General features: G+C 35.1%; 23 protein-coding genes. 11 read left to right on the forward strand and 12 right to left on the reverse strand.

Annotated elements, in window-relative coordinates:
• The first annotated feature begins 6 nt into the window (after positions 1-6).
• The gene (locus Q0951_RS07710) at positions 7-1,287 is read left to right on the forward strand and encodes a replication-associated recombination protein A (RefSeq protein ID WP_299335992.1); all 1,281 of its coding nucleotides are present in this window, start codon (positions 7-9) and stop codon (positions 1,285-1,287) included.
• Here the strand turns inward: Q0951_RS07710 and Q0951_RS07715 are convergent.
• The 4 genes from Q0951_RS07715 to radC are packed head-to-tail and all read right to left on the reverse strand — an operon-like array spanning position 1,284 to position 4,841.
• Positions 1,284-2,096 carry a hypothetical protein gene (locus tag Q0951_RS07715; RefSeq protein ID WP_299335993.1) on the reverse strand — a complete coding sequence of 271 codons (813 nt, stop codon included), beginning with the start codon at positions 2,094-2,096 and terminating at the stop codon, positions 1,284-1,286. The genes Q0951_RS07710 and Q0951_RS07715 overlap by 4 nt on opposite strands.
• Before the next feature lie 50 nt (positions 2,097-2,146).
• On the reverse strand, positions 2,147-2,836 hold the full coding sequence (locus tag Q0951_RS07720) for a YjjG family noncanonical pyrimidine nucleotidase (protein WP_299335994.1): 690 nt from the start codon (positions 2,834-2,836) through the stop codon (positions 2,147-2,149).
• Positions 2,826-4,127: a polysaccharide deacetylase family protein gene (locus Q0951_RS07725; RefSeq protein WP_299335995.1), complete on the reverse strand. Its 1,302-nt coding sequence runs from the start codon at positions 4,125-4,127 to the stop codon at positions 2,826-2,828. Before Q0951_RS07725 ends, Q0951_RS07720 begins: the two co-directional genes overlap by 11 nt.
• 15 nt (positions 4,128-4,142) lie before the next feature.
• Positions 4,143-4,841 carry a DNA repair protein RadC gene (gene radC / locus Q0951_RS07730; protein ID WP_299335996.1) on the reverse strand — a complete coding sequence of 233 codons (699 nt, stop codon included), beginning with the start codon at positions 4,839-4,841 and terminating at the stop codon, positions 4,143-4,145.
• A 71-nt stretch (positions 4,842-4,912) separates the two neighbouring features.
• Here radC and Q0951_RS07735 point away from each other — a divergent pair, with 71 nt between their 5' ends.
• The 6 genes from Q0951_RS07735 to Q0951_RS07760 are packed head-to-tail and all read left to right on the forward strand — an operon-like array spanning position 4,913 to position 9,224.
• Entirely contained in the window at positions 4,913-5,356 is a 444-nt protein-coding gene (locus Q0951_RS07735; protein WP_299335997.1) for a DUF1569 domain-containing protein, read from the forward strand.
• A gap of 17 nt (positions 5,357-5,373) precedes the next feature.
• A complete protein-coding gene (locus Q0951_RS07740; protein ID WP_299335998.1) occupies positions 5,374-5,964 on the forward strand; it encodes an FMN-binding negative transcriptional regulator in 591 nt (196 codons plus the stop codon).
• Between the two features lie 41 nt (positions 5,965-6,005).
• The gene (locus tag Q0951_RS07745; protein WP_299335999.1) at positions 6,006-6,896 is read left to right on the forward strand and encodes a dienelactone hydrolase family protein; all 891 of its coding nucleotides are present in this window, start codon (positions 6,006-6,008) and stop codon (positions 6,894-6,896) included.
• A 48-nt stretch (positions 6,897-6,944) separates the two neighbouring features.
• Positions 6,945-7,574, forward strand: coding sequence for a GyrI-like domain-containing protein (locus Q0951_RS07750; RefSeq protein WP_299336000.1), 630 nt, complete (start codon positions 6,945-6,947; stop codon positions 7,572-7,574).
• Between the two features lie 7 nt (positions 7,575-7,581).
• Positions 7,582-8,778, forward strand: a complete 1,197-nt coding sequence (locus tag Q0951_RS07755; protein WP_299336001.1) for a nitrate/nitrite transporter — start codon at positions 7,582-7,584, stop codon at positions 8,776-8,778.
• Between the two features lie 14 nt (positions 8,779-8,792).
• Positions 8,793-9,224, forward strand: coding sequence for a hypothetical protein (locus tag Q0951_RS07760; protein WP_299336002.1), 432 nt, complete (start codon positions 8,793-8,795; stop codon positions 9,222-9,224).
• Between the two features lie 70 nt (positions 9,225-9,294).
• On the opposite strand, the gene Q0951_RS07765 is transcribed toward Q0951_RS07760, so the two are convergent.
• The 3 genes from Q0951_RS07765 to Q0951_RS07775 all read right to left on the reverse strand — a co-directional run bounded on the left by Q0951_RS07765 (position 9,295) and on the right by Q0951_RS07775 (position 12,427).
• Entirely contained in the window at positions 9,295-9,936 is a 642-nt protein-coding gene (locus Q0951_RS07765; protein WP_299336003.1) for a hypothetical protein, read from the reverse strand.
• 98 nt (positions 9,937-10,034) lie between these two features.
• Positions 10,035-11,390, reverse strand: coding sequence for a Mur ligase family protein (murC, locus tag Q0951_RS07770; protein WP_299336004.1), 1,356 nt, complete (start codon positions 11,388-11,390; stop codon positions 10,035-10,037).
• An 80-nt stretch (positions 11,391-11,470) separates the two neighbouring features.
• The gene (locus Q0951_RS07775) at positions 11,471-12,427 is read right to left on the reverse strand and encodes a tetratricopeptide repeat protein (RefSeq protein WP_299336005.1); all 957 of its coding nucleotides are present in this window, start codon (positions 12,425-12,427) and stop codon (positions 11,471-11,473) included.
• Positions 12,428-12,609: 182 nt separating this feature from the next.
• Between Q0951_RS07775 and Q0951_RS07780 the strand changes: the two genes are divergently transcribed.
• Positions 12,610-18,996: an MG2 domain-containing protein gene (locus tag Q0951_RS07780; RefSeq protein WP_299336006.1), complete on the forward strand. Its 6,387-nt coding sequence runs from the start codon at positions 12,610-12,612 to the stop codon at positions 18,994-18,996.
• 81 nt (positions 18,997-19,077) lie between these two features.
• On the opposite strand, the gene Q0951_RS07785 is transcribed toward Q0951_RS07780, so the two are convergent.
• From Q0951_RS07785 to Q0951_RS07805, 5 genes are all read right to left on the reverse strand, one after another.
• Entirely contained in the window at positions 19,078-19,626 is a 549-nt protein-coding gene (locus tag Q0951_RS07785) for a DUF664 domain-containing protein (protein WP_299336007.1), read from the reverse strand.
• Positions 19,627-19,707: 81 nt separating this feature from the next.
• Positions 19,708-20,232, reverse strand: coding sequence for a DUF4136 domain-containing protein (locus Q0951_RS07790; protein ID WP_299336008.1), 525 nt, complete (start codon positions 20,230-20,232; stop codon positions 19,708-19,710).
• A 173-nt stretch (positions 20,233-20,405) separates the two neighbouring features.
• Positions 20,406-21,404, reverse strand: coding sequence for a GTPase ObgE (gene obgE / locus Q0951_RS07795; protein ID WP_299336009.1), 999 nt, complete (start codon positions 21,402-21,404; stop codon positions 20,406-20,408).
• Positions 21,405-21,468: 64 nt separating this feature from the next.
• On the reverse strand, positions 21,469-21,669 hold the full coding sequence (locus tag Q0951_RS07800; RefSeq protein WP_299336010.1) for a PLDc N-terminal domain-containing protein: 201 nt from the start codon (positions 21,667-21,669) through the stop codon (positions 21,469-21,471).
• A gap of 5 nt (positions 21,670-21,674) precedes the next feature.
• The gene (locus tag Q0951_RS07805; RefSeq protein WP_299336011.1) at positions 21,675-22,784 is read right to left on the reverse strand and encodes an adenylate kinase; all 1,110 of its coding nucleotides are present in this window, start codon (positions 22,782-22,784) and stop codon (positions 21,675-21,677) included.
• 179 nt (positions 22,785-22,963) lie between these two features.
• Here Q0951_RS07805 and Q0951_RS07810 point away from each other — a divergent pair, with 179 nt between their 5' ends.
• The 3 genes from Q0951_RS07810 to Q0951_RS07820 all read left to right on the forward strand — a co-directional run bounded on the left by Q0951_RS07810 (position 22,964) and on the right by Q0951_RS07820 (position 25,620).
• Entirely contained in the window at positions 22,964-24,118 is a 1,155-nt protein-coding gene (locus Q0951_RS07810; protein ID WP_299336012.1) for a 5-(carboxyamino)imidazole ribonucleotide synthase, read from the forward strand.
• Between the two features lie 2 nt (positions 24,119-24,120).
• On the forward strand, positions 24,121-24,600 hold the full coding sequence (gene purE, locus Q0951_RS07815; protein ID WP_299336013.1) for a 5-(carboxyamino)imidazole ribonucleotide mutase: 480 nt from the start codon (positions 24,121-24,123) through the stop codon (positions 24,598-24,600).
• Between the two features lie 186 nt (positions 24,601-24,786).
• Positions 24,787-25,620 (forward strand): hypothetical protein, encoded by an 834-nt coding sequence (locus tag Q0951_RS07820; protein WP_299336014.1) that lies wholly within the window; start codon positions 24,787-24,789, stop codon positions 25,618-25,620.
• The last annotated feature ends 1 nt before the right edge of the window (position 25,621 follow it).

Here is a 25,621-nt window from a genome sequence, read left to right on the forward strand (position 1 = left end):
TACATTATGAACGAACCTTTAGCAGAACGATTACGTCCACAAACGCTGGATGACTATTTAAGTCAGTCGCATTTAGTTGGCAAAACTGGCGTTTTGACACAACAATTACATCAAGGTGTGATTGCATCTATGATATTTTGGGGACCACCTGGAACTGGTAAAACAACATTAGCTAATATTATTGCTAATGAATCTCAGCGACCGTTTTACACCTTAAGTGCTATCAATTCTGGTGTTAAGGATATTCGAGAGGTGATTGATAAAGCAAAACAAAGTGGTGGTCTATTTACAACTAAAAATCCCATTTTATTCATTGATGAAATTCATCGATTTAGCAAATCGCAACAAGATTCACTATTGCAAGCTGTTGAAAAAGGTTGGGTAACACTCATTGGCGCCACAACAGAAAATCCGAGTTTTGAAGTTATTCCTGCGCTACTCTCAAGATGTCAGGTGTATGTCCTCAATTCCTTTGGAAAAGAAGATCTGGAAGCACTTTTGAATCGTGCTCTAAAAGAAGATGAGCTCTTATTAAAGCGACATATTAAACTTAAAGAAACTGAAGCTCTTATTAGATTATCTGGTGGTGATGCGAGAAAACTTTTAAATCTTTTTGAACTTATTGTCACCTCATTTGATGAACAAGAAAAGATCGTCATAACAAACGAGATCGTTACAAGTCGTGTTCAAAGTAATACAGTTAGATATGACAAGACAGGTGAGCAACACTACGACATTGTTTCAGCGTTTATAAAATCCATTCGAGGTAGCGATCCAAATGCTGCTGTATATTGGTTAGCACGAATGATTGAAGGTGGCGAAGATGTCAAATTCATTGCACGTCGTTTGCTCATTCTAGCCAGTGAAGATATTGGTAATGCTAATCCTACTGCATTAGTAATTGCAAACAATACATTTCAAGCTGTATCAGTTATAGGTTATCCTGAATCGAGAATCATTCTCAGTCAGTGTGTTACCTATCTGGCCACTTCTCCTAAAAGTAATGCTGCATATGAAGCTATTGGTAAAGCTCAACAATTAGTAAAAGAGACAGGAGACCTATCTGTACCATTATCGGTTAGAAATGCGCCTACAAAACTTATGAAAGAGTTAGGCTATGGAGACAATTATCAATATGCCCATAACTATGAAAACAATTTTGTAGCTCACGAATTTTTGCCAGAAGAGATTAAAAATACTACACTTTATCAACCAGGAAATAATGCACGGGAAAATGCGCAACGTGAATTTTTAAAAGTGCGTTGGAAAGACAAATACAACTATTAGAATTTTAAATTAATTCTGCGAACAGTCAAGTTCTCACCACTATTTTCAGCATAGAACCAAATACCATCTTTTTTATAAACTACAGCATCTTTTCCCTGAACAATAAAGGTGCCAGGAGCTCCAGTATTTAGTAATATCATCACTTTCTTAGGTTCAGTATCTACTATTTGAAATCCGTTATCAATAGGCTGAGCGTACAAGAGGTCTTTTTTATCTGAGGCATTAACATAAGGTTTCTCTTTGGGCTCAATAACTTCTATTTCAGATGGAATCTCATTTTCAACCGCTTTGATAGCTTCTTCACCTTTGTCTTTTGAAACAGGTGTTTGAGTCTCCTTTTCAATAGCAGATCTTTCCTGTGACACCTTAGATCCATTGTATTTATAATCAAAATACTGATACGTAATAAAAGCTTCTCTTACTGCTTCAGTGTGAGCCTTCTTAAAGTCTTTAACCTTACTACTACCCACTTGTGATGTTGCAATGACATTATTTTTGCAATCCACCAAATCAATTTGAATTTTAGTCTTCAAAAATCCTCCCTTAACATCTTTTAGAATGGCTTTGAGTCCCAAACAATTATCTGCTCCAAGATCTTTTGGGTATTCTTCAGAGTCTAAAAAGGCTTCGTAGCCATATTTGTTAAATAAGAACTTGGTCAATGAATTGAGTTGGTACTGATCCTCAGATTTCTGAAAATCATATTGATTTTGAACAATAATATATTTGTAGTTATTGATTGCTTCTTGAGCTTGCGTATTGAAAGGACATAAAAAAATAATCGCAATAAAAAAGAACAGTTTATTCATCTGAATCAAAAATTAGGTTAATTCTGAAATGTAAAGATACACTTTGTTTGTTATAAATATTTTTTGAGATCAAGTAAATGCTTTACCTGTTTGATATGGTCATCTGCATCATGATTGTGGTAATTAAACAAGATTACATCGAGACCTACATCTAAAGCCCCCAAGATATCGGCTTCGTAATTATCGCCTATCATCATGCTTTCCATGGGTTTTGCCTGTGCCAGATCTAATGCATGATTAAAAATTATTGGGTTTGGCTTTTTTACTCCTGCAGCTTCAGAGTTTGTTACCGTTTTAAAATATTGTGAGATTTTAGCATTATTCATTTTTCGTTGTTGTGCTTCTTCAAAACCATTAGTAATGATGTGCAAATGATAGTGTTGCTGAAAATGCTCCAAAATTTCAATAGTGCCTTCAAAAAGATGATTAAATGTGGTGAGATAATTAATATAGTCTTCTGAAAGCTTATGTATAATATCATCGGAAACATCAAAATTGACCAAATCAAACGTATCCTTTAAACGCTTATATCTCAAGCTTTTCTTATCTATTTTTTCTTCGCGATACAATTTCCAATAATTAAGATTGATGGGTTCATAAACTGATAAGAACTCATGTGTGTTAACCTCAACATTATGGATCTCAAAGATTTTTTCAAATGTAAGTGCTGAATTTTTATCAAAATCCCAAAGTGTATGATCTAAATCAAAAAAGACATGTTTAATTCCTCTAATTTTCATCTACTGAATCTAATATTTGCGTAAATAATTTTCTAAAACCTTTCCATCTAATATCACTACCAAAAGAATAGTTATGGAATACTGGTGTAAACGTTCCATTGACCTGCTTAACAGTATTAATCAAACGTTGTAATTCTTGTTGTTTATCTAATTGCGATTGGTGTTTAAGTAACGCGAAATCGATACAATGAAACGAATTTATAAGTAATGGTGTTGCCGTTTCATAATCGAGATCATAGAATAAAAACGGTGTGCACGTCCCTGCTCTAAAGCCAATGTAGTTCAAGTACCCCATGGTAAAATCTTCTTTAATTTCCAGTTCAATCAAATGTCGGTATGAAACCGGTAAATTAATTTTAGAAAATGAATTCCTAGAGGCTTCCAACTCATAATTAGTTACAAACTCCATTTTCTTTTTTTCCTTTTTGAGAATAGCAATACTATCTAAAGCAAAATAGGATGCTTTTAATCCAACCTTACAATAGTCTGCAACCGATTTAATAAGCGACACAAACCTCTTTTTGTTAATGTTGATATTCTTATCATAGGTAGAATAATCTCCGATTAGAAAAAAAACAATAAACTTAAATTGATGTTGTTTTTGCTTGTTGATGATCCATTTAAACGTATCATAAGGATCTCGCTCAAAGCCAAATAATACTAAATAGCGTTGGTACAACCGTCTTAACTTGAATCGAAATAAATCGTTCAGTGTACCACCAATAGTTCGCATTAACCCTTTTTGTTTAAAGTAATATGCCATAGGCACATCTATCACTGGCTTTACATTGTATTGACGCTTCGGAAATGTAAAACCTTCAAACTTTTGCTCTAAAACGGTTTTCAATTTGTAAGCCCAAATATCAATAACTGGCTGAGTTAAAAACTCGTGCTTATACGCCAGACTCTCCGTTGCTGTGAATCGTCCATAGGCATCCTTAACATGCGGAAGATACTCTTCATACCGACTTAAGAGATAGAAAGATGCCGCGAAAATATCAAAAGGTAAAGCACTTTTCTCACCTGTAGAAAAAAAGCATTTTGTATCATCCCATTTCTGAACATTAATATCAATATCTGAAAGCCCTTGCTCAAATAACAATTCATAATTTCTTATAAAAACTTCATTACTCAATGGTTGTCTGGTGTAGGACATTTTGATACTATCGTGTGCAATAAACTCTTCAATTGTGGTTGTAAATGACACAGGAATCCCGAGAACTCTTGTGCAAATATGCTTGAATACATATTTGACTCTGGGTGTTATTTTATGGGTGTATACAAGTAACAATAGAATCTTTAGTTTTTATAGGAGATTTTCATCTGCGAAACTAAAATATGCTTTTTCTGTGATAATCAAATGATCTAAGACTTTTATATCTAAACTTTGTGCCGCAATTTTTAATTTTTGGGTTAGGTTTTTATCGGCTTGACTCGGTTTTAAAGTCCCTGAAGGATGATTATGAGCTAATAGTAATCCTACAGCTCCAACTTCTAAAGCCGTTTTAAGTACCAAACGCACATCGACCAATGTTCCTGTAATTCCACCTTTACTCAGTTGTTGTTTTTGAATAATGGCATTGGAATTATTAAGATAAATGATCCAAAACTCCTCGTGTGGTAATTCGCCAATTAGTGGTTGCATTAATTCAAACACAGACACACTGGAACTGATTTTATTTTTTTCCACAGCCTCCTCACCTCTTCGCCGTCGTCCTAATTCCATAGCCGCTGTGATGGTAATTGCCTTAGCTTCTCCAATACCTTTGAATTGCATGAGTTGTTTTAAGCTCAGCTTTCCGAGGGCATTCAAATTATGATTAACACTAGATAATATACGTTTACTTAAATCAACAGCACTTTCATTTCTATTACCAGAACCAATAAGAATGGCTACTAATTCGGCATCGCTCAACGCAGCAGTGCCTTTATCACGAAGCTTTTCTCTGGGTTGATCATCTTGCGACCAACTTTTTATAGAAAATGAAACAGGTTTTTTATGCATCTTATAAAGATATATTGTAACTTTCTAGAGTATAAATATAATGCATAATATAGAAAAAATACTATACTGATATGAAATCCATATTTTCTACCGAAGCACATCAAGAGATAATGAACCGCATTGAACAACTCGATGCGAATACCAAACCACAATGGGGAAAAATGAGTGTTGGACAAATGGCACACCATTGCCAATTTCCGCTTCATATCATTTTAGAGAAAAAAGATTACAATCTGAAACCAAACTGGCTGGTCAATCTGTTATTTAAAAAATCAATGTATAGTGATAAACCATGGCGAAAAAATATGCCAACAGTACCTCGTTTTAAAGCTAGAGAGGATAAAGACTTTTCAGAAGAAAAACCTAAACTCATCAATTTATTAGAAGAATTACACGCTCAAAAAGATAGAGTCGATTGGCAACCTCATCCTGCCTTTGGGAAGCTTACCAAAGATCAATGGGGAAAAATGCAATACAAACATCTTGATCACCATTTACAACAATTTGGTGTATAAATTAAACTCATAAACTATTGAAATATCCTCCAAAACATCATCAGGATGACGATCAAAACCATATGATTGAGGTCATGAAGACCTATCCGCTGGCGACTCTGATTTCCGTAGAGAATAATCAGCCATTAATTACACATTTACCACTCATATTTGATAACGGAAAACTCATCGGTCATATCGATATTTATAATCCGCAAGCCAACTTACTAAAAGACAATAATGCCATAACAATCCTGTTTTCTGGTCCTGAATGTTACATTTCACCTAGTGTGTATAGTACAACACAATTACCAACATGGAACTATATTAGAGTGCATTTAAAAGGTACTGTAGAAGCTGTTGAAAGTAAAGCAGCTCTAAAACAGTCGTTGATCACTATGACTGAGTTTTTGGAAGCACCAGATCATAAGTATGTCTTAGAACCTGATAACCCAAGATTAGATCGCAACCTGGATTATATTAAAATGTTTGAGATTACTATTACAGATTGGGAAGGAAAGTTTAAACTTTCACAAGATAAAAAGCCAAAAGACATACAAAATGCACGAGCTGAATTAATAAAAGCAAATCAAGAGAGTATCAAACAGTTTTTAGATAAAGTATTCTAAATATCGTAACTTAAGCTTAGAAAAAATAAAATGCTATAACCATGAACAAATTACGAAAAGAAGATATCAGCCAGGAGGTGTTTGACCTTTACGATGATTATGCACATAACAAACTCAATCGTCGTCAATTTGTTGAAAAGCTCTCCATTTATGCTGTTGGTGGTATTACAGTTGGATCTTTACTGAGCTTTATGTCTCCTAACTACATAGATTCCCTTCTTGTAAGTCCTAATGATCCAAATTTAGATTCTGAATACATTCATTATGATTCACCAAAAGGTGGTGGATCAATTAAAGGGCTTTTATCAAAACCTAAAGACAGCACCACAAAGCTTCCAGGTGTTATTATTGTTCATGAAAACAGAGGTTTGAATCCTTACATTGAAGATGTTGGGCGACGAACCGCAAAAGCGGGATTTATAAGTTTAGCACCAGATGCTTTAAGTCCGTTAGGTGGTTATCCTGGAAATGATGATGATGGAAGATCCATGCAGAAAAAGCGAGATAGAGCTGAAATGTTAGAAGATTTTATTGCCGCATATCATTATCTAAAATCACATGAGGATTGTAATGGAAATGTTGGTGTTGTTGGATTTTGTTTTGGCGGATGGATCTCAAATATGATGGCTGTACGACTTCCAGACCTTGGAGCAGCTGTTCCGTATTATGGAAGACAACCTTCAGATGAAGATGCTAAAAACATAAAAGCACCTCTCCTATTACAGTACGGAGAACTAGACACAAGAGTTAATGCTGGCTGGCCAGCGTTTGAATTGGTATTAAAAGCAAATGACATTACTTATCAAGCTTATATCTATCCTAATGTTAATCACGGATTTCATAATAACACAACACCTCGTTACAATAAGGAAGCAGCAGAGTTATCATGGACAAGGACAATAGACTTTTTTAATACACATTTGAAGGATTAATGTTTATAAAACTGAACAAAGAAGTCTTACGATAACTATTCTACAATCATGAAACACGAGTGGCGTAAAAAAGAAAAAGACATTTACTTACCAAAGGCAAAACCAGAAGTTGTAACTATTCCTGCCTATCAGTTTCTCACGATTAAAGGTGAGGGCAATCCAAATTCCGAGCACTTCAAAACCTGTATTGAAGCTTTGTACAGTATGTCTTATGCTATTAAAATGAATCTCAAAAAACTAGACACTCATCCCAAAAATTATATGGATTACACCGTCTATCCACTTGAAGGCATTTGGGATATAAATGATAAGGCAAAGCAGCAATTTAGCGGACAAATAAACAAAGATGATTTTGTCTACACGCTTATGATACGACAACCCGATTTTGTAACACATTCATTCTTTGAGGAGATGCTTGAACTTACAAAAAGCAAAAAACCAAATCCACTTTTGAATCAACTTCATTTTGAAACCATAACTGAAGACAAGTGCATTCAAATGATGCATATTGGAAGCTATGACGATGAGCCTGCTAGCTTTAAGATTATGGAGGAATTTGCCAATAGTATGAAATTATCCAGATTATCAAAAAAGCACAGAGAGGTTTATCTAACCGATTTCAGGAAAGTTGCTCCAGAAAAACTTAAAACCGTTTTACGATTTAAAGTCAACGACTGAAACCTCAATGCAGACAATTAAAACCATCAGAATCCTTCCTATTGTTGTGATTTCGCAGTTTTGCTGTACATCCCTTTGGTTTGCCAGTAATGGTGTGATGAGCAATCTCGTTACAGCGTTTAATCTCAATACAAATGCTATTGGTCACTTAACCTCTGCAATACAGTTTGGCTTCATAACAGGTACTTTGGTTTTTGCCATATTAACTATAGCTGATCGGTTTCCGCCATCAAAAGTATTTTTTGTTTGTGCTCTTCTTGGTGCTTTTTTTAATGTTGGCATCATTTGGACTGGTCATAACTTAACAAGCCTTTTATTACTTCGGTTTTTAACGGGTTTCTTTCTCGCAGGTATTTATCCTGTAGGTATGAAAATAGCTGCAGATCATTTTAAAAAAGGATTGGGCAAATCCTTAGGCTTCTTGGTTGGCGCATTAGTTCTCGGAACAGCATTTCCGCATTTACTTAAAGGACTTGTAGATGTCTCAATGTGGACTTCTGTCATCATCACAACATCTGGGATTGCTGTATTAGGCGGATTACTCATGGTAATATTTGTGCCAAATGGTCCTTATAGAATAGCGGCAATAAGATTAGATATATCTGCATTTTCAAAAGTATTTATGAATAGTGATTTTCGTTCGGCTGCATTTGGTTATTTTGGACATATGTGGGAACTGTATACTTTTTGGGCTTTTGTTCCTGTGATACTCAAAACCTACAGTAATTTACATCCGGGAGTCAATTTTAACATTCCTATACTCGCTTTTATAATTATTGGAATTGGCGCACTAGGATGTGTCCTTGCTGGTTACATTTCAGAAACACTTGGCACAAAACGAGTTGCATTTACTGCTCTTTTGCTATCTGGCATATGTTGTATTTTTTGTCCGTTTCTTTTCTCTATCACTTCGGAAATCGTCTTCATCGGATTTCTTATCTTTTGGGGAATTGTTGTTATAGCCGACTCTCCTCTATTTTCAACTCTAGTGGCACAAAATGCAAAACCTGATATAAAGGGAACAGCTTTAACAATAGTCAACTGCATTGGTTTTTCAATAACAATAGTAAGCTTACTCCTCTTTAATATGTTTGTAGATACTACAAATTCGTTAATCGTTTATATGGTTTTAGCTATCGGTCCGCTCTTTGGCTTATTGGCTTTGAGTAGTCAAAAAAAATACCGACCTTCGTCCAATAATTAATAAACATTACAAAAATGAAAAAATTGCTTTTACTTGCTGTATTGGTATCTTGTATTTCTTACTCATGTATACCTGACGATAGTGATTCTGGAGCAGATCCAGAAGGTCCAATTACTGCAAATATTAGATTTGAAGTTGTAACATCTCGAAGTACAGATGCCATAATTACAACCACTATTGATGAAACTACTGAAACAGAAAATGTTGATGAAAGTGGCCTTCCATATAGTAAAACTATTGCTGATGTAGAATTAGAAAGTGGCACATTTATAAGATTGGCCTTCTTAGAAGATGGTTCTTATGTAGTAACACCTGAGGGTTCCAGTTGGACAGACTACAATGTTATTTTAAGCATCTTTGCTGACAACGTATTAGCAAGAACAGAAACTTTCCTTGTCACTGAAGATGACTCTGGAACAAAACAAATCATCCTGAATTTTGAGTAAAAAAGTAACAGACATAAAAAGAACCTCCAATTGTAATGATTGGAGGTTTTTTATACTGTATCATTTAATTTTACTGAATACTATAAGAATCCAAGCGTCTTATAATCGTAGGAATATTATTAGTAATAGTTGATGACGTATCATAAATTAAACCAACACCTTCTGAGTAATAAAAGCGATCTAAACCAGAAGAGTTAGTGCCTCCTGTTAGAATTGCATAGCGTTCAGAATTGATGCAATTAAAACTTCCTGCCTCTACCATAATAGTGGTCTCTCCTTCTATTAGTTGTTCAACTACATCTCCCCATTCATTATCGCTTATAATTCTAAGTGAATAATCATTATTTGTAAATTTTAAAGTACCGTCATCTCTTACTAGGTTACCATTATCTTCTCTCAGAAACTCAAAGTGTTCGCCATTGGGATTACATAAGGAAATACCTTCTTCATTTCCTGTGGTCAATCTTCTAAATTTAAAATAGGTTTGTCCTGAGATATCCTCGGTAGAAACTATCGAAATAGAATCTACAACTCCTGTATCTTCGTAAATTTCAGATTGCATATTATATCTGTAATTTTTGTATACCCAAGAATTCCCGACAGTTAAGGCATAAAAATTAGCTTCTTGGTCTGTTGGTGTTACAGAGTCATTATTAGAGCATGAAAAAAATAAAGTAAAAATACTTATACATAAAAGAAGACGTGTAATCATAACATTCTGATTGAGTTAATAATTAGTGAACGTAAAAGTGCAGTATAAATAATTGATTTTGATTGGTTTATAAGAATAACGATATAAAATCTATTTTATTATTTGATCAACTCCTTAACCTCATCAAAATCCAAACCTCCATAATTACCAGAACTCATCAATAACAGAGCTTTATTATCGAAGTTCTGTGAGAACAGATACGATTTAAATTCGTCCGGATTGGTATAAATAATCAAATCATCGCGCTCAAAGGCATTAGCAATTTGTTCGTGAGTAACTTCTTCTAATTTTTTTATCTCTACAGCATGAGGCGAGTAAAACACAACAGCTACATCTGCGGCGTCTAAAGCGCCTTTGTATTCTTTTAAAAATTCGGCATTTAAACTACTGTAAGTATGCAACTCAAGACATGCCACCAAAGTTCGATCGCTGTATTGCTCTTTAACTGCTTTTGTTGTAGCTTCTACCTTACTGGGAGAATGAGCAAAATCTTTATAGGCCACACTTTTAGAACTTTCTGCAATTTTCTCTAAGCGTTTACTTGCCCCTTTAAATGTGGAAATAGCTTCATAAAAATCATCTTCATCAATACCCATATGCTGACAAATCCACTTAGCACCTGCCAAATTATTGAGGTTGTGTTTTCCGAAAACTTCAATGGGCAAATCACCTTCTGGTGTTGCCAATAGTGTTTTTCCATTCTCTACACGATATTCTGGCGTTTGATAGGCTAATTTCCGTATCGGGTTAGTACTAGCCTCTACCACCCGTTTTACTTCAGGATCTTCTTCATTATAATTAATACTTCCACCATCAATAATACTATCAACAAATATCGAAAACTGCTCTACATAATTCTCATAGGTTGGAAAAACATTAATATGATCCCATGCAATACCACTCAATAACGCAATATTAGGTTTATAGAGGTGAAATTTTGGTCGCCTGTCTATTGGTGAGCTCAAATACTCATCACCTTCCAATACAATAAAATCATTATCCTCAGTGAGCTTTACCATGACATCAAATCCTTCTAATTGAGCACCAACCATATAATCTACATCTCTATCGTGATAATGCATAACATGTAAAATCATTGACGTGATAGTTGTTTTACCATGACTTCCACCAATAACTACTCGTGTTTTATGTTTGGATTGTTCGTATAAAAACTCAGGATAACTGTAGATTTTTAAATTGAGTTCTTGCGCTTTTAAGAGCTCAGGATTATCAGCCTTAGCATGCATCCCTAAGACAATAGCATCTAAGTTTGATGTAATTTTTTCTGGAAACCATCCAAATGTTTCAGGAAGTAATCCTTTAGCATCTAATCTTGATTTAGAAGGTTCAAAAATAGTATCATCACTTCCTGTGACTTGATATCCTTTATTATGGAGTGCCAAGGCTAGATTGTGCATCGCACTTCCTCCAATAGCAATAAAATGTACGTTCATGTGTTGAATTTTGCAGTATCCAAATATACTAATTGAAGTGCTAAGTAGGAAGTTGTTAGTGAGAAGTTTTAGATGAGAATCTAAAGATGTTCTATGCGACGTTTTTCAGTCTTAAACACTTTGATTTTTGGCAAACTGGTTATGGCTTTATCAATCCATTTTAAGGCTTCTTCCTTATTTTTTTTATTCTTATTAATTTGAGCTAGCCGATAATACGCCCAGGCTTTAGGCACACCGTCTTTTGCCGAATAATTTTCAATGTATGTAAGTAAACATTGTTCACCTTTATCTAACTGAATATTATATTCTGCACACACTTTACCAATTTGATAGTGCATTGCATTTCGTTGATGCTTTTTACCAGAGGCTTCCAGATTTACGATGGCCTTTTCAGGTTTCTTTTCCTTTTCGTACAAACTCGTGAGTTTGTCATAACAGTTTAATGATCCACCTTCATTAATTGCCATCTTGTAATACTTTTCAGCTTGCTCTGGTTCATCGTCATACTCGTAAATATAGCCTTTAGCTAAATAGCCATCTACTTTAGAAAGCATCTCTAACTCGTTGGCATATTTAAACGATTTGCTTTTACTGCCTCCAACAATTCCAGGTAATTGCATATATAATTCAACCAATGCCCAACGGGTATCAATATGATTTGGATCCAATCTGGCTGCAGTTAGAAAGGCATCTTTGACATCTCCAATTATACCTAGTGCCTTCAACTTACTCACACTAAGTGCCTTCATCCCTAGAGCACCTCCATATTTGTAATGATAATTTGCGTTTCTTGGCTCAAGCTTTGTAAGTTTTTTATAATTGATTATCGCGTCATCCCACTTTTTTTGATGACCATAGGCATCTCCCAAGAGTTCAATTCCCTCTTTATCATTTTGGTTCTCCCTTACATATTCTGAAAGTAATGTTTGCGCTTTTGAAAACTTCTTACTACTCAGTAATCGCTTAGCTTCATCAAGGCTAGAAGTCTGACTAATGCCTAAAATCGGAATTAAAAGAAATAAAAAAATATACTTCATGTTATTACTTACGCAAAATGTATACCAATAGTTTCAGCATTGGTATTGTTTTTGATTTTCAATTTGTAAAGATAATGAGTTTACTTATTAAATCATTAACTTCACTCATCCAAACGAAACAATACCTAATTTCTTGTTTCATTACATTGGATAAGGGATTAAATTTCCAAAAAAAATATTATATGAAATCATTTATAAGTCTTTTAATGATCCTATGTTTCGCTAATTTCACAAATGCTCAAACTCCTGAAGATTATTCTGAGTTATGGAAAGAAGTGAACGATTTTGAAAGTAAGGGGTTACCAAAATCTGCTCTAAAAGTTGTAAAATCCATAGAGCAAAAAGCTAAAGCAAGTAAGAATACACCTCAAGAAATAAAGACACTACTTTTTAGAAGTAAGTATGCGCTAATTCTTGAAGAGGATGCGCAATTCAGTATTGTCAACGAATTTAAAGATGCTATTTCCACAAGCGAAGCTCCTACAAAGAATGTTTTACAAAACATCCTGGCAACCTTATATTGGCAATATTTTAATCAGAACAGATGGAAATTTTACAATCGTACTAAAACCAGTGAAAAAGTTGATGAAACAGATTTTAGAACCTGGGATCTGGAAACCTTGTTTGAAGATATTCACCAACTCTATAAACACTCACTGGAAAACGGACTCATTTTACAACAAACCAGTCTAAAGGATTATGATGCCATCATTAACAAACAATATGATTCTAAGACTTACAGACCATCACTATATGACCTTTTAGCACATAATGCCTTAGAATTTTATAAAACTGATGAAAACACAATCACAAAACCCGCTTATAAATTTAAGATCGATAATCCTGAGTTTTTGGCTAATGCTGAACAATTTAAATTTCTGAAATTAACGACTAAAGACTCAAGTTCTTTACAACTTCAAGCACTTAAAATTTATCAAAATCTCATCAAGTTTCACTCAAAAAACACAAGTCCAAAAGCATTGGTTGATGTAGATATCGAACGGTTGAACTATATCTACCAAAATGCGACTTTTGAAAACAAAGACCAACTATTATTAGAAACACTAAAAGAAGAAAGTAAGCGCTGGCACTCTAATAAAACTGATGTTGCTACATTATATGATTTTGAGATTGCTAAAATTTATCAACGTCAAGGTGCGCAATACAAACCTAAAATCAATGAAGAACATCGTTGGAAACTCAAGGAAGCCCTGGCTATTTGCGATGCTGCCATCAAGGCTTTTCCAGACAGTATAGGTGCAGAACAATGTGAGATCTTAAAAGATCTGATTTTATCACAATCACTACAAATTTTTACTGAAGATGTAGTAGCCATTAATGTTAATGCATTGTCACGTATTACCTATAAAAACTTAGCTGATATAGATTTTAAGATTGGAAAAGTAAGTGATGGTGATTTAAAAGTACTACGCTCCTACAACAGAATTCAAGATAAGTTGAAGATCTTGAATAAAATGACAGCTATCAAAAGTTGGACATCACAACTTAAAAATGAGAATGATTATCAATTGCACAGTACAGAAATTGCGATTCCTAAGTTAACAAACGGACGCTATATCATTTTTGGTCAGGTACAAAACAAAAACAACACCTTTGCATTTAAAGAGTTTCAAATTAGTAACATAGCTTATGCTCAAAAAGAACTAAAAGGAGACATCTATTATCAATTTTTCAATAGAGACAATGGTAAACCATTAGCCAATGCCGAGGTTGAACTCTCATACATTAAGAACTATGAAGGGGGTTACAAATCTGAATCTTACACGTCCGACAGTAATGGTGAAATCCTCATTAACAGAAAACGCTATTCTCGTTCGCAAATCAAGTTACAAGTTAGTACTAAAGACGATACGGCTATCTTTGAGAACATCTATTTAAATCGTTATTACGATCATCGAAATGACAGGTCAACCAATCGTATCAATAAAGGATTTTTATTTACCGACAGAAGCATATACAGACCAGGACAGACCTTATATTTCAAAGGAATTATCATGACCACTAAAAATGATAATTCTGAATTACTCACAGATACCAATGTCAGTTTGACCCTATTCAACACCAATGGTGAAGAATTGAAAAAACTAGAACTTGTGAGTAATGAATTTGGTTCTGTTTCAGGAGAATTTGTACTGCCTGACGATGGTTTAACAGGTAATTTTTCTATGCGTTTAATTGGTAGCAATCTAAATGTCTACCATTCATTTTCGGTAGAAGAATACAAACGACCTAAGTTTGAAGCCAAATTCAATCCTGTTACTGAAACGTATAAAGTTAACGATACTGTAACGGTAAAAGGTAATGCCCTAGCCTATGCTGGCAGTAATATCACAGATGCCAAAGTCGTATATCGTGTACACAGAAAAGTTCAATATCCTCGCTGGTACTATTGGTACAGACCTTACTTTAATAGTGAACCTCAGGAGATTACAAATGGTGAAACCTTGACAGATGCTGATGGCAATTTTAACATAGAATTCAAAGCTATTCCTGATGAAAGTGTAGATAAAACATCACTACCTATTTTTAATTATGAAGTTACCGCTGATATCACTGATATTAATGGCGAAACACGCAGCACAACAACTATTGTTAATGTTGGATATCATGCCATGACAGCTTCCATAGCTGTAAGACCACAATTAGATAAGAATAACAAAGATCATAAAATAGGAATCGATACCAGAAACTTAAATGGTGAATTTGTGCCTGCAACTGGAACAATCAAGATCTATAAATTAAAAGCACCAAATACTGTATTAAGACCAAGACCATGGAGCGCACCAGATTATCAAACGTTTTCTAAAGAAGCCTTTAAATCCTTATTTCCAAATGATGCTTACGATAATGAACACGATAGCAAAAACTGGGCAAATGGTGATCTGATATTTTCTGAAACTTTTGACACCTCAAAAGACAAAGCACTGGAGTTAGGACGTATCAAACGTTGGGACTCTGGAATGTATCGTATCGTTTTAGAAAGTGAGGATCGCTTTGGTCAAATCGTCAAAGACCAAGCACATACCAGCTTATTTAGAAATGAAGATAACACCTTAGCCGACAACCAATTGTTTAGTGCTACAACAAACAAAAACGATTATCAGGTCAATGACACTGTTGAGTTGACTCTTGGCTCTTCGGCTTCTGATATGTTTGTAACTTTAGAAATTGAAAAAGCTCACAAGATCGTTAGCAAACAAATTGTAACATTGAACAACAATAAAAAAACCATTTCTATTCCTGTGAATTCTAAAGACCTTGGTGGTTTTGTCATTCATTACAACTATGCATTTAAAAATAGTTTTAAAAATGGAACGGTAAACATTTCTGTTCCGTATCCAAAAACCGATTTGGATATAGAAACGCTGACTTTTAGAGACAAACTACAACCAGGAACCGACGAAACATGGAGTTTCAAGATCAAAGGTCCGAAAGGTGATAAAGTTTCCGCAGAATTACTTGCAAGTATGTATGATGCATCTCTAGATCAATTTAAACCACACAGCTGGTTTTTTAACCCAATCCAAAGATCTAATTACTATCCTGCACTCCGATTACGAACTGGTCAGAGTTTTACTAAAAATAATTTCACAATCCATAATCTGGATCGAGGTTATGCCGATTATGATGTTCAAAACTATGATACGCTTAATTTATTCGGACTCTATTTTAGTGATTATTACTACGGAAGACAGCAGTATCTCAGACGAACACGAATGGCAACACCTTCCACCTACTCGAGCAATACCATAAGCACTATAAAAAAAGGCTATGTTGAAGGCGTGATCAAAGATGATACTGGTGAGCCATTGCCTGGAGCAAACATAATTATTAAAGGCACCGAAACAGGAGCCACATCAGATTTTGATGGTGAGTTTTCATTGCAAGCGAAGGAAGGTGACGTTCTCGTTATTTCCTATATTGGATACTCTCAGTTAGAGATTAAGATCTCTAAAGCTAATTTCTTTGCCATTACCATGAATGGTGATATGGAATTGGATGAAGTGGTTGTTGCTGGTTATGCTACAACATCGGAAATGAAAAAATCTGTAGTAGCAGATAGTGTATCCATAGAAGCTGAATCACTCGAAGACATGCCAAACGCCTCATTTACTCAAACACTTGCTGGACAAGCTCCAGGTTTAAATATTGACGAAGGTGAATGGTCTCCCAAAAATAGCACTAAAGAAAATCAAGAACAACAAAACTTTGATGATGTTAAGATCCGTAAGAATCTTCAGGAAACTGCTTTTTTCTTTCCGCAGTTACAAACAGATAAAGACGGACATGTGAGTTTTAACTTCACAACACCTGAAGCCTTAACCAAATGGAACCTGCAATTATTAGCACATAATAAGTCTTTAGAAAATGTGACAACAACTTTAGAAACTGTCACTCAAAAAGAATTGATGGTCTTACCTAATGCGCCGCGTTTTTTACGTCATGGAGATCAAATATACATCAGTTCTAAAATTGCGAATCTTACTGAAAAAGCACTCAAAGGAACCGCAGTACTGCAGTTGTTTGATGCGCTTACAGGAACACCTATTGATAAAAAACTGTCTAATGCAGATAATCAGTTAGGGTTTACCGTATCTGCCAAAGGAAATACTAATGTCTCATGGCATCTCAACATCCCCTTTGATGTTGATGCTGTACAATATAAGATCATTGCAAAAGCTGGTGATTTTAGTGATGGTGAGCAAAATGCTTTACCTGTATTAAGTAATCGGATGTTGGTTACCGAAACCTTACCCATGTGGATTAGGAGTAATGAAACACGCACCTTTACTTTAGACAAATTAAAAACAACGACCTCAACATCGCTCAAGCATCATAAGCTAACGCTTGAAATGACCTCAAATCCTGCGTGGTATGCTGTACAAGCCTTACCATATTTAATGGAATATCCTTATGAATGTTATGAGCAAACGTTCAGTCGCTATTATGCCAATGCGCTTGCAAGTCATATTGCCAATAGCAATCCGAGAATTCAAGAGGTGTTCAATCAATGGCGAAACACAGATGCGTTACTCAGTAATTTAGAGAAGAATCAGGAATTAAAATCCATTCTTATTCAGGAAACACCATGGTTACGTGATGCACAAAGTGAAACCGAACAGAAAAAACGAATCGCGCTCTTATTTGACCTCAATAAAATGAATAATGAGTTATCAGCTGCGAAACGTAAACTCAAAAACGGACAAATGGGTAATGGTGCCTGGTCATGGTTTAATGGTGGACGACCAAATCGTTATATCACGCAACATATCATTACTGGCTTTGGTCATCTGGAAAAATTGGGTGTCACTACAAACGGAGAATCTCAAATGATCAATAAGGCGATTTCATATCTGGACGCTGAGTTTGTTAGAGAGTACAAAGACATTAAAAAATACAATCCGAAAGCCGATTTATCAAAAGATTATCTGTCTTACACACAATTGCATTATCTATATATGCGTAGTTTTTTCCCTGAAAACAAACCCTCGAAAGAGGTCAAAAGCATCATGAATTATTATCAGGGTCAGATTCAGAAATACTGGTTGAGTCGTTCGTTGTATGCTAAAGGTCTGATGGCATTAGTTGTAGACAGAATGGATGATAAAACCACTTCAGAAAAGATCTTAAAATCGTTACGCGAAACGAGCATCACCTCTGATGAACTTGGTATGTATTGGAAAGAAAACAGAAGTTCATGGTATTGGTATCAGGCGCCAATTGAAACGCAAGCCTTATTGATAGAAGCCTTTTCTGAAATTGAAAACGATACAGCCACTATTGATAATTTAAAGATCTGGTTGTTGAAGAACAAACAAACCAACCGTTGGAAAACAACTAAAGCCACTACTGAAGCAGTTTATGCATTATTACTACAAGGCAGTGATTGGTTAAGCGTTACCGACATGGTTGATGTGGTAATAGGAGGACAATCGATAGAGCCATCCAAACTGGAAGCCGTTAAAGTTGAAGCTGGAACGGGCTATTACAAAACCTCATGGACAGCCCCTGAAATTAAATCGGATATGGCTACTGTAACGCTCACTAAAAAAGGTGATGGTATTGCCTGGGGAAGTTTATACTGGCAATATTTTGAAGATCTGGATAAAATCACTTCAGCCGAAACACCTTTAAAACTGAAGAAAAAGCTGTTCAAAAAAATCAACACAGACACAGGTGAAGAGATAGTAGACATCACTTCTGAAACGGATTTGAAGGTAGGAGATCTGATTAGAGTACGTATTGAATTACGCAGTGATCGTGATATGGAATTTGTACATATGAAAGACATGAGAGCTGCTGGTTTAGAACCTGTAAATGTCTTGTCGCAATATAAATATCAAGATGGTTTAGGATATTATGAGAGTACCAAAGACGCCTCTACAAACTTCTTCTTTGATTATTTACCAAAAGGCGTCTATGTCTTTGAATACGACCTAAGAGTTAATAATGCTGGAGATATGAGTAATGGGATTACCACTATTCAAAGCATGTATGCTCCTGAGTTTAGTAGCCATAGTGAGGGTGTTAGAATCAAAGTTGAATAGCGTGTTCTGATGGTGAGTATTCTGAGGATAATAAAAGATTAAGATTCTTGAAATAAAAAGAGGCTCAAATGAGCCTCTTTTCTAATTAATTCGTTTTGTAATGAGTGCCAGTTGTCCCATATGATTAGCTTGATGTTCCATAACATGAAACCATGCCCAATGGTTACTCATGTTTCCATTTTTTTCCTTAAACCATTTATCATCTTTTGTTTTTAGAAGTGCTTTGGTTTTAGCTCGTACCTCATCGTAGATCTCTAAATAATAGGAAATAGGCTTGCCTTTAAACTCTTGTCGTGCCTTCTCTCCAAGATTTAAAGCTGTATTCCATTGTCGTCGTTCCTCAGCGTTGAAACCTCTTCCTTCAAAAGTATAAACCTGATAATAAGCTTCTGTGGCAGCTAAATGGTATATAATGGCACCTGGTGTATTGGCTTTATCATCTAAGAGGAAGTCGGTACCTTCCTGATCTAAATTAATAACATTACGCTCAACGCGTTTTTTCAAATTGTCTAACATAGAGATCATCTGACCAATATCATCAGAATATCCTTTAGGAATGTCAATAACCGATTGCGCAAATACTGTTGTAGATGTCATTAAGAATACTAATAGAATTGATGTCGTTTTCATGGTTGCTGTTTTAAATTCATTTAAAAATAAAACAAACTTTCTCTGAAAATATTATGATTAACAGGATGTTAACGTAAACATTTATTTGGTTTCAGGAGGAAACCCTTCAAGTACTTTATCGACAACGGTCTTAAAATGAGCCTCTCGTTTTTCGGGAGACCAATTCTCTCTATAATCGGCAACTGCAATAGCTTGCCAGAACAATCCAACACTACTATCATCTATGAAGTCAAAAACAATCTCTCTTTGCATTTGAGATTGACCAATGGGTAATCCTATTGAAATTCCACCACCTACATTACGCCCTGTACCTCCAAGTCCGACAGCAACATTATTATTAGGTTGTTCCTGAAATTCTGAACTCTTAATATCAATTATAAAATTAGGCGTTTCTGATAATGAATAGCCTCTACTCTGCATGGCTTGATTCAATACATCTACAAGACGTTTGGTATCTAGCTCGCTTAATCCTGTGTTAAGATCGGTGTAGTAGTTATAGGTTTTATAGTTTTCAAAATTTGTGCTTTTCTCGTAGTCATAACTCACATGAACAGGTGCACAGGACATGATGAGAAGAAGGATTAAAAGTTTGGGTAAATGCTTCATTACTTTTTATTTTAAAGATACTAAAAAAACATCTTTAACACATAACTTTAACGTTATCACTCGCGTTAGTGATTGGAATGAAAATCCTTTTTTTGAGAAAAAAGATTGAAATGAAAAGCACGACCTCAACTTCGCGAGACGCTTCGTTGAGTGAATGAGGTAACGCCCAAATATTAATCGTTAAGTATCTTCCAGAGTTTATCTTTTAATTCTGTAATCCCTTGTTGAGCTACAGATGAAATAAACATATAATCAATTGGTAAGGTTTTATCCAACTCACTTTTAAGTTCTGCTTTTAACTCCTCATCCAACATATCTGATTTAGAAATAGCAATCATACGTTCTTTATCCAGCATTTCCGGATTGTAGCGTTTGAGCTCGTCCAATAAAATATCGTACTGCTTACGAATATCATCAGCATCGGCAGGAATTAAAAACAGTAACACTGAGTTACGTTCAATATGTCTAAGAAAATAATGTCCAAGCCCTTTACCTTCGGCAGCACCTTCGATAATTCCAGGAATATCGGCCATGACAAAAGTTTGATAATCGCGATATTCTACAATGCCTAAATTAGGTTTGAGTGTGGTAAATTCGTAATCGGCTATTTTAGGTTTAGCTGCTGTAATTACAGATAACAGTGTTGATTTTCCAGCGTTTGGAAAACCAACCAGACCAACATCAGCCAGAATTTTGAGCTCAATGGTAATATTTTTTTCTTCGAGCGGTTCTCCTGGTTGTGCATATCTTGGTGTTTGATTTCTGGAATTTTTAAAATGCCAGTTTCCCAATCCACCTCGACCACCTTTAGCTACGATTTGCTCTTCGTTGTGTTCGGTAATTTCGAAAAGCACCTCATCGGTCTCCGTATCTTTAACAACGGTTCCCAGAGGAACATCTAAATAGATATCTTCTCCATCGGCTCCAGTACTTCGGCTCTTACTTCCATGTCCGCCATGTCCTGCTCTGGCATGTCGTTTGAATTTTAAATGCAGTAAGGTCCATAGGTTAGAATTTCCGCGAATGATCACATGACCACCTCGTCCTCCATCGCCTCCATCTGGTCCACCTTTTTCGATAAATTTCTCACGATGTAAATGCGCAGAACCTTGTCCTCCTTTCCCGGAAGACACATGCACTTTTACATAATCTACAAAGTTTCCTTCGGTCATATTAGTATTACCGCAGTTGCGGACTTGTTTAAATTGGTTTGAAGCTTTAACGCGTTGTTAAAACTTAGAACCGCTTGTTCTTAGGTTTAGATTTTGAAATGGTAAAATAAAGGATGCTACCAATAATTGGCATGAACAAAATAATCAAAACCCATATGAGTTTATCATTGCCTTCAAATTCAGATTTCATGATATGAATTATTGCCGTTAATGGAAATAAAATTACCGATAAGGCAATAAACGCTAAAATTAAAGGTCCAATCATCGTGTCTAAAGTTTATCAATTACACTGTTTAATCGCTTGGTAATATCTTCAATACTTCCTACACCATCTACTCCAAAATATTTATCCTGAGCAGTGTAGTAATCTTTTAATATTGCTGTCTTTTTATAGTATTCCTTGATACGGTTTCTAATGATAGATTCATCAGAATCATCTTTTCGCCCACTGGTTTTACCACGCTCCAATAAACGCCCAACCAAGACTTCATCATCAACTTCAAGAGCAATCATGGCATTGATTTGAGAGTCTTTACTGTCCATTAATTTATCAAGGGCTTCAGCTTGTGCATTCGTTCTTGGGAATCCGTCAAAAATAAAACCTTTTGCATCTGCATTTTTCTCCACTTCAGCATTAAGCATGTCTATAGTTACCTGATCTGGTACTAAAGCACCTTTGTCTATGTAAGACTTAGCTAACATACCTAATGCAGTTTCATTTTTCATATTATATCGAAACACATCTCCTGTAGAGATATGAACGAGGTTATAGGTTTCTTTTAAAAATTCTGCTTGTGTTCCTTTACCTGCACCTGGAGGTCCAAATAGCACTAAGTTAGTCATGTGTTGTGTTGTTTTTAATTGATATATAGCTGGTAAATCTCGTCCTAAACCGTTGTAATCTAATCCATAGCCAACGATAAATTTATTAGGAATTTCAATACCAACGTAATGAAGTTTATAGTCTTTCTTGTACGCTTCTGGTTTGTAGAATAGTGTAGCAATTTTAAGTTCATCTACACCTTCATTTTTGAAAATGCGATGCACTTCTTCTAAAGTGTTTCCTGAATCTATAATATCTTCAAGAATGATTACTTTTCTACCAGACAGATCCTGAGTTAAACCAATAAGACGATGAATATCTTCGGTAGATTTTAAACCTTCATAAGATGCTAGTTTTATAAACGTCACCTCACAGGGTTTTGGATATTTCTTTACAAAGTCGCTTACAAACATAAATGACCCATTCAAGATTCCAACAAATACTGGAACTTCATCTTGAAGGTCATTAGCAATTTCATCAACCATACGTTGAACTGTAGCATCAACTTCTTGTTCAGAAATAAATGGTTTAAAGTATAAATCGTGTAGTTTAATCACTTGATTTTGATTTAGAAAATGCAAAGATAATCAATAGATTGTCGATTACCGATTTTTGGATTCCATTTTTGTGCTTTAAGTCCTCTTAGCTTTCTATTTTATAATGTATTTTTGTGTCACGAAAGCAAATATTAATCTCTAAAAACGTTTTCCAGTAAAATGGAAACAATACAAAGTTGATGAATTATTTTTCTTCTGATTTCAAACTTGGAATTCTAGGTGGCGGACAACTAGGTAAAATGATGCTTTACTCCACCAGAATGTATGACATCACTACTCATGTTATGGACGCTAGTAGCGAAGCACCATGTAAAATTGCCTGTAATCAATTTACGATTGGTGACCTCATGGATTATGATGCCGTTTACAACTTCGGAAAGCAAGTAGACCTATTAACCTTTGAGATAGAGAATGTCAATGTAGATGCCTTAGAAACTCTTGAAAAAGAAGGTGTTCGTGTGTTTCCATCGTCAAAGACCTTACGTACCATTCAAAATAAAGCGACGCAAAAATTGTTTTACAGGGATCATGACATTCCAACTTCAGATTTTTCAAGATTTGCTTACCTTTCAGAAATTGAAGATGCATTAGAAAATGAAGCACTTGATTTTCCATTTGTATGGAAAGCAGCTCAATTTGGCTATGACGGAAAAGGCGTTAAGATCGTGAGAGAATTATCAGATCTTCACGGTCTACCAGTAGGCGAATGTATTGTTGAAGAACTCATTCCGTTCAAGAATGAGTTAGCTGTTATTGTAGCCAGAACCGTGCATGGTGAAATCAAAACCTATCCTGTTGTGGAGATGGAATTTCACCCTGAGGCCAATCAAGTCGAATATGTGATCTGTCCGGCACGAATAGACGATGTAGTAGCTAAAAAAGCACAAGATGTTGCCTTAAAGGTATCTAAAGCTTTTAAACACGTAGGTTTATTAGCTGTTGAAATGTTTCAAACTGAAGATGATGAGATCTTAGTCAATGAAGTGGCTCCAAGACCTCACAATTCTGGACATCAAACTATTGAAGCGAGTTACACCTCTCAATTTGAACAACATATACGCGCCATTTTAAATCTTCCGTTAGGAAAAACCGAAAGTAAAGTTGGTGGTATTATGGTAAATTTAGTTGGAGCCGAAGGTCATACAGGAGATGTGATTTACAAAAACATTCAGGACATTATGAAACTTGAAGGGGTTACACCTCACATCTACGGAAAAAAGCAAACTCGCCCTTTCCGAAAAATGGGACATGTGACTATTGTCAATGAACATATTAACGAAGCCAGACGAATTGCCGAAGAGGTAAAGAAAACGATAAAAGTTATAAGTAAATAATTATGAGTAAAGTAGCTGTAGTTATGGGAAGCAAAAGCGATCTTCCTGTCATGCAAGATGCCATAGACATCTTAAAAGAATTTCACATTGAAGTTGAAGTAGATATTGTATCTGCTCACAGAACTCCTGAAAAGTTATTTGATTTTAGTAAGCATGCGCACACTCGTGGTATCAATGTGATCATCGCAGGAGCTGGAGGTGCTGCACATTTACCAGGAATGGTTGCATCACTTTCTCCACTACCTGTTATTGGTGTTCCGGTAAAAAGTAGTAATTCTATTGACGGATGGGATTCGGTATTATCAATACTTCAAATGCCTGGAGGCGTTCCAGTAGCAACGGTAGCTTTAAATGGGGCCAAAAATGCTGGTATCTTGGCTGCGCAAATTATTGGTGCATCTCACAAAGACGTGCTTGATACCATTATATCGTATAAAGAAGGCTTAAAAGCTAAAGTGATAGCATCGTCTAAAGATCTTTAAACTTAACAAATAAAAAAACCTCGCTGTTACACGAGGTTTTAGAGCTATTAATCAATTCTTACTAAACCTTAAAAAATAAGTTTTAATAATAGTGCAAAAGTAATAATTAATTTAACATAGTCTTCTTAACAATTAGTTAATGAATGAGAAATTATAAACTTTAAAAAAATTCACACTGAGTAACTTATGAAAATCATCACCTACTTACTTCTAATACCCTCAATATTAAGCTCTTTCTCAGTAGATTATTTAAAAATTTACACTAAAGAAGTCGCCCAATTGAAAACAGAATCTCAAAAAGATGCCTATTGGAAAACATTGTATGATTTAGATCAAGTGACTTATATGCAAGATACAGATGACCCTGTCTCTGGAGACTCTATTTCACAAACCAATATGATGAGAACAGCTTTAATGTTTGAAATCCATGGTAATGACATTTATAAACCAAATAATACTGTACCTATTCTCAATTTCTCACATAGTTACATTGGTGATTCTAATCTGGCATTTTGGCCAATCATTCAAAAATGCAAGTCGGTTGGAGGTATCATTGAATCGTTTGGAGGTCAGTTTCCAGCCTACCAACTCGAAGGTATGTCGCTGACTTTTTATGACTACTCATTGTTTAATAAAGCATCTGAGTATCCTAGATTACTAGAAAAATTAAATCAGAGAACATATCCCAGAGTAAGTACAGCGCTTGCTAAAATTTATGAAGAACAACAAGTACTAAATGCTTTAAAAGACATAAAAGTAATGGGTAAATGGAGGCGTCAGCACTTATCAGGTACAGATGATCAAGGTACTTTTGAATTTGTAAGGATGTCTGATGATAATTTATACTTAAGACGTAAACATAGACTTCAAAAATTAATACTCATAGATTCTGATGCGTATTCAAAGTCTTTTAGAATAGAGAACGAACCTTTTGGATGGTTTTATAAACTAGAAAACGGACAATTACGTTTGGTCGATGATCAAAACAACATATTAATTACATACAATACCTATAATTAAG

It is taken from the genome of uncultured Psychroserpens sp. (assembly GCF_947501425.1).
In the GTDB taxonomy this organism is placed as follows: Bacteria; Bacteroidota; Bacteroidia; order Flavobacteriales; family Flavobacteriaceae; genus Psychroserpens.

Coding starts and splice junctions, on each gene's coding strand:
- Q0951_RS07710 (WP_299335992.1), top strand. CDS start 7: ATGAACGAACCTTTAGCAGAACGATTACGTCCACAAACGCTGGATGAC.
- Q0951_RS07715 (WP_299335993.1), bottom strand. CDS start 2,096: ATGAATAAACTGTTCTTTTTTATTGCGATTATTTTTTTATGTCCTTTC.
- Q0951_RS07720 (WP_299335994.1), bottom strand. CDS start 2,836: ATGAAAATTAGAGGAATTAAACATGTCTTTTTTGATTTAGATCATACA.
- radC (WP_299335996.1), bottom strand. CDS start 4,841: ATGCATAAAAAACCTGTTTCATTTTCTATAAAAAGTTGGTCGCAAGAT.
- Q0951_RS07735 (WP_299335997.1), top strand. CDS start 4,913: ATGAAATCCATATTTTCTACCGAAGCACATCAAGAGATAATGAACCGC.
- Q0951_RS07745 (WP_299335999.1), top strand. CDS start 6,006: ATGAACAAATTACGAAAAGAAGATATCAGCCAGGAGGTGTTTGACCTT.
- Q0951_RS07750 (WP_299336000.1), top strand. CDS start 6,945: ATGAAACACGAGTGGCGTAAAAAAGAAAAAGACATTTACTTACCAAAG.
- Q0951_RS07755 (WP_299336001.1), top strand. CDS start 7,582: ATGCAGACAATTAAAACCATCAGAATCCTTCCTATTGTTGTGATTTCG.
- Q0951_RS07760 (WP_299336002.1), top strand. CDS start 8,793: ATGAAAAAATTGCTTTTACTTGCTGTATTGGTATCTTGTATTTCTTAC.
- Q0951_RS07765 (WP_299336003.1), bottom strand. CDS start 9,936: ATGATTACACGTCTTCTTTTATGTATAAGTATTTTTACTTTATTTTTT.
- murC (WP_299336004.1), bottom strand. CDS start 11,390: ATGAACGTACATTTTATTGCTATTGGAGGAAGTGCGATGCACAATCTA.
- Q0951_RS07775 (WP_299336005.1), bottom strand. CDS start 12,427: ATGAAGTATATTTTTTTATTTCTTTTAATTCCGATTTTAGGCATTAGT.
- Q0951_RS07780 (WP_299336006.1), top strand. CDS start 12,610: ATGAAATCATTTATAAGTCTTTTAATGATCCTATGTTTCGCTAATTTC.
- Q0951_RS07785 (WP_299336007.1), bottom strand. CDS start 19,626: ATGAAAACGACATCAATTCTATTAGTATTCTTAATGACATCTACAACA.
- Q0951_RS07790 (WP_299336008.1), bottom strand. CDS start 20,232: ATGAAGCATTTACCCAAACTTTTAATCCTTCTTCTCATCATGTCCTGT.
- obgE (WP_299336009.1), bottom strand. CDS start 21,404: ATGACCGAAGGAAACTTTGTAGATTATGTAAAAGTGCATGTGTCTTCC.
- Q0951_RS07800 (WP_299336010.1), bottom strand. CDS start 21,669: ATGATTGGACCTTTAATTTTAGCGTTTATTGCCTTATCGGTAATTTTA.
- Q0951_RS07810 (WP_299336012.1), top strand. CDS start 22,964: ATGAATTATTTTTCTTCTGATTTCAAACTTGGAATTCTAGGTGGCGGA.
- purE (WP_299336013.1), top strand. CDS start 24,121: ATGAGTAAAGTAGCTGTAGTTATGGGAAGCAAAAGCGATCTTCCTGTC.
- Q0951_RS07820 (WP_299336014.1), top strand. CDS start 24,787: ATGAAAATCATCACCTACTTACTTCTAATACCCTCAATATTAAGCTCT.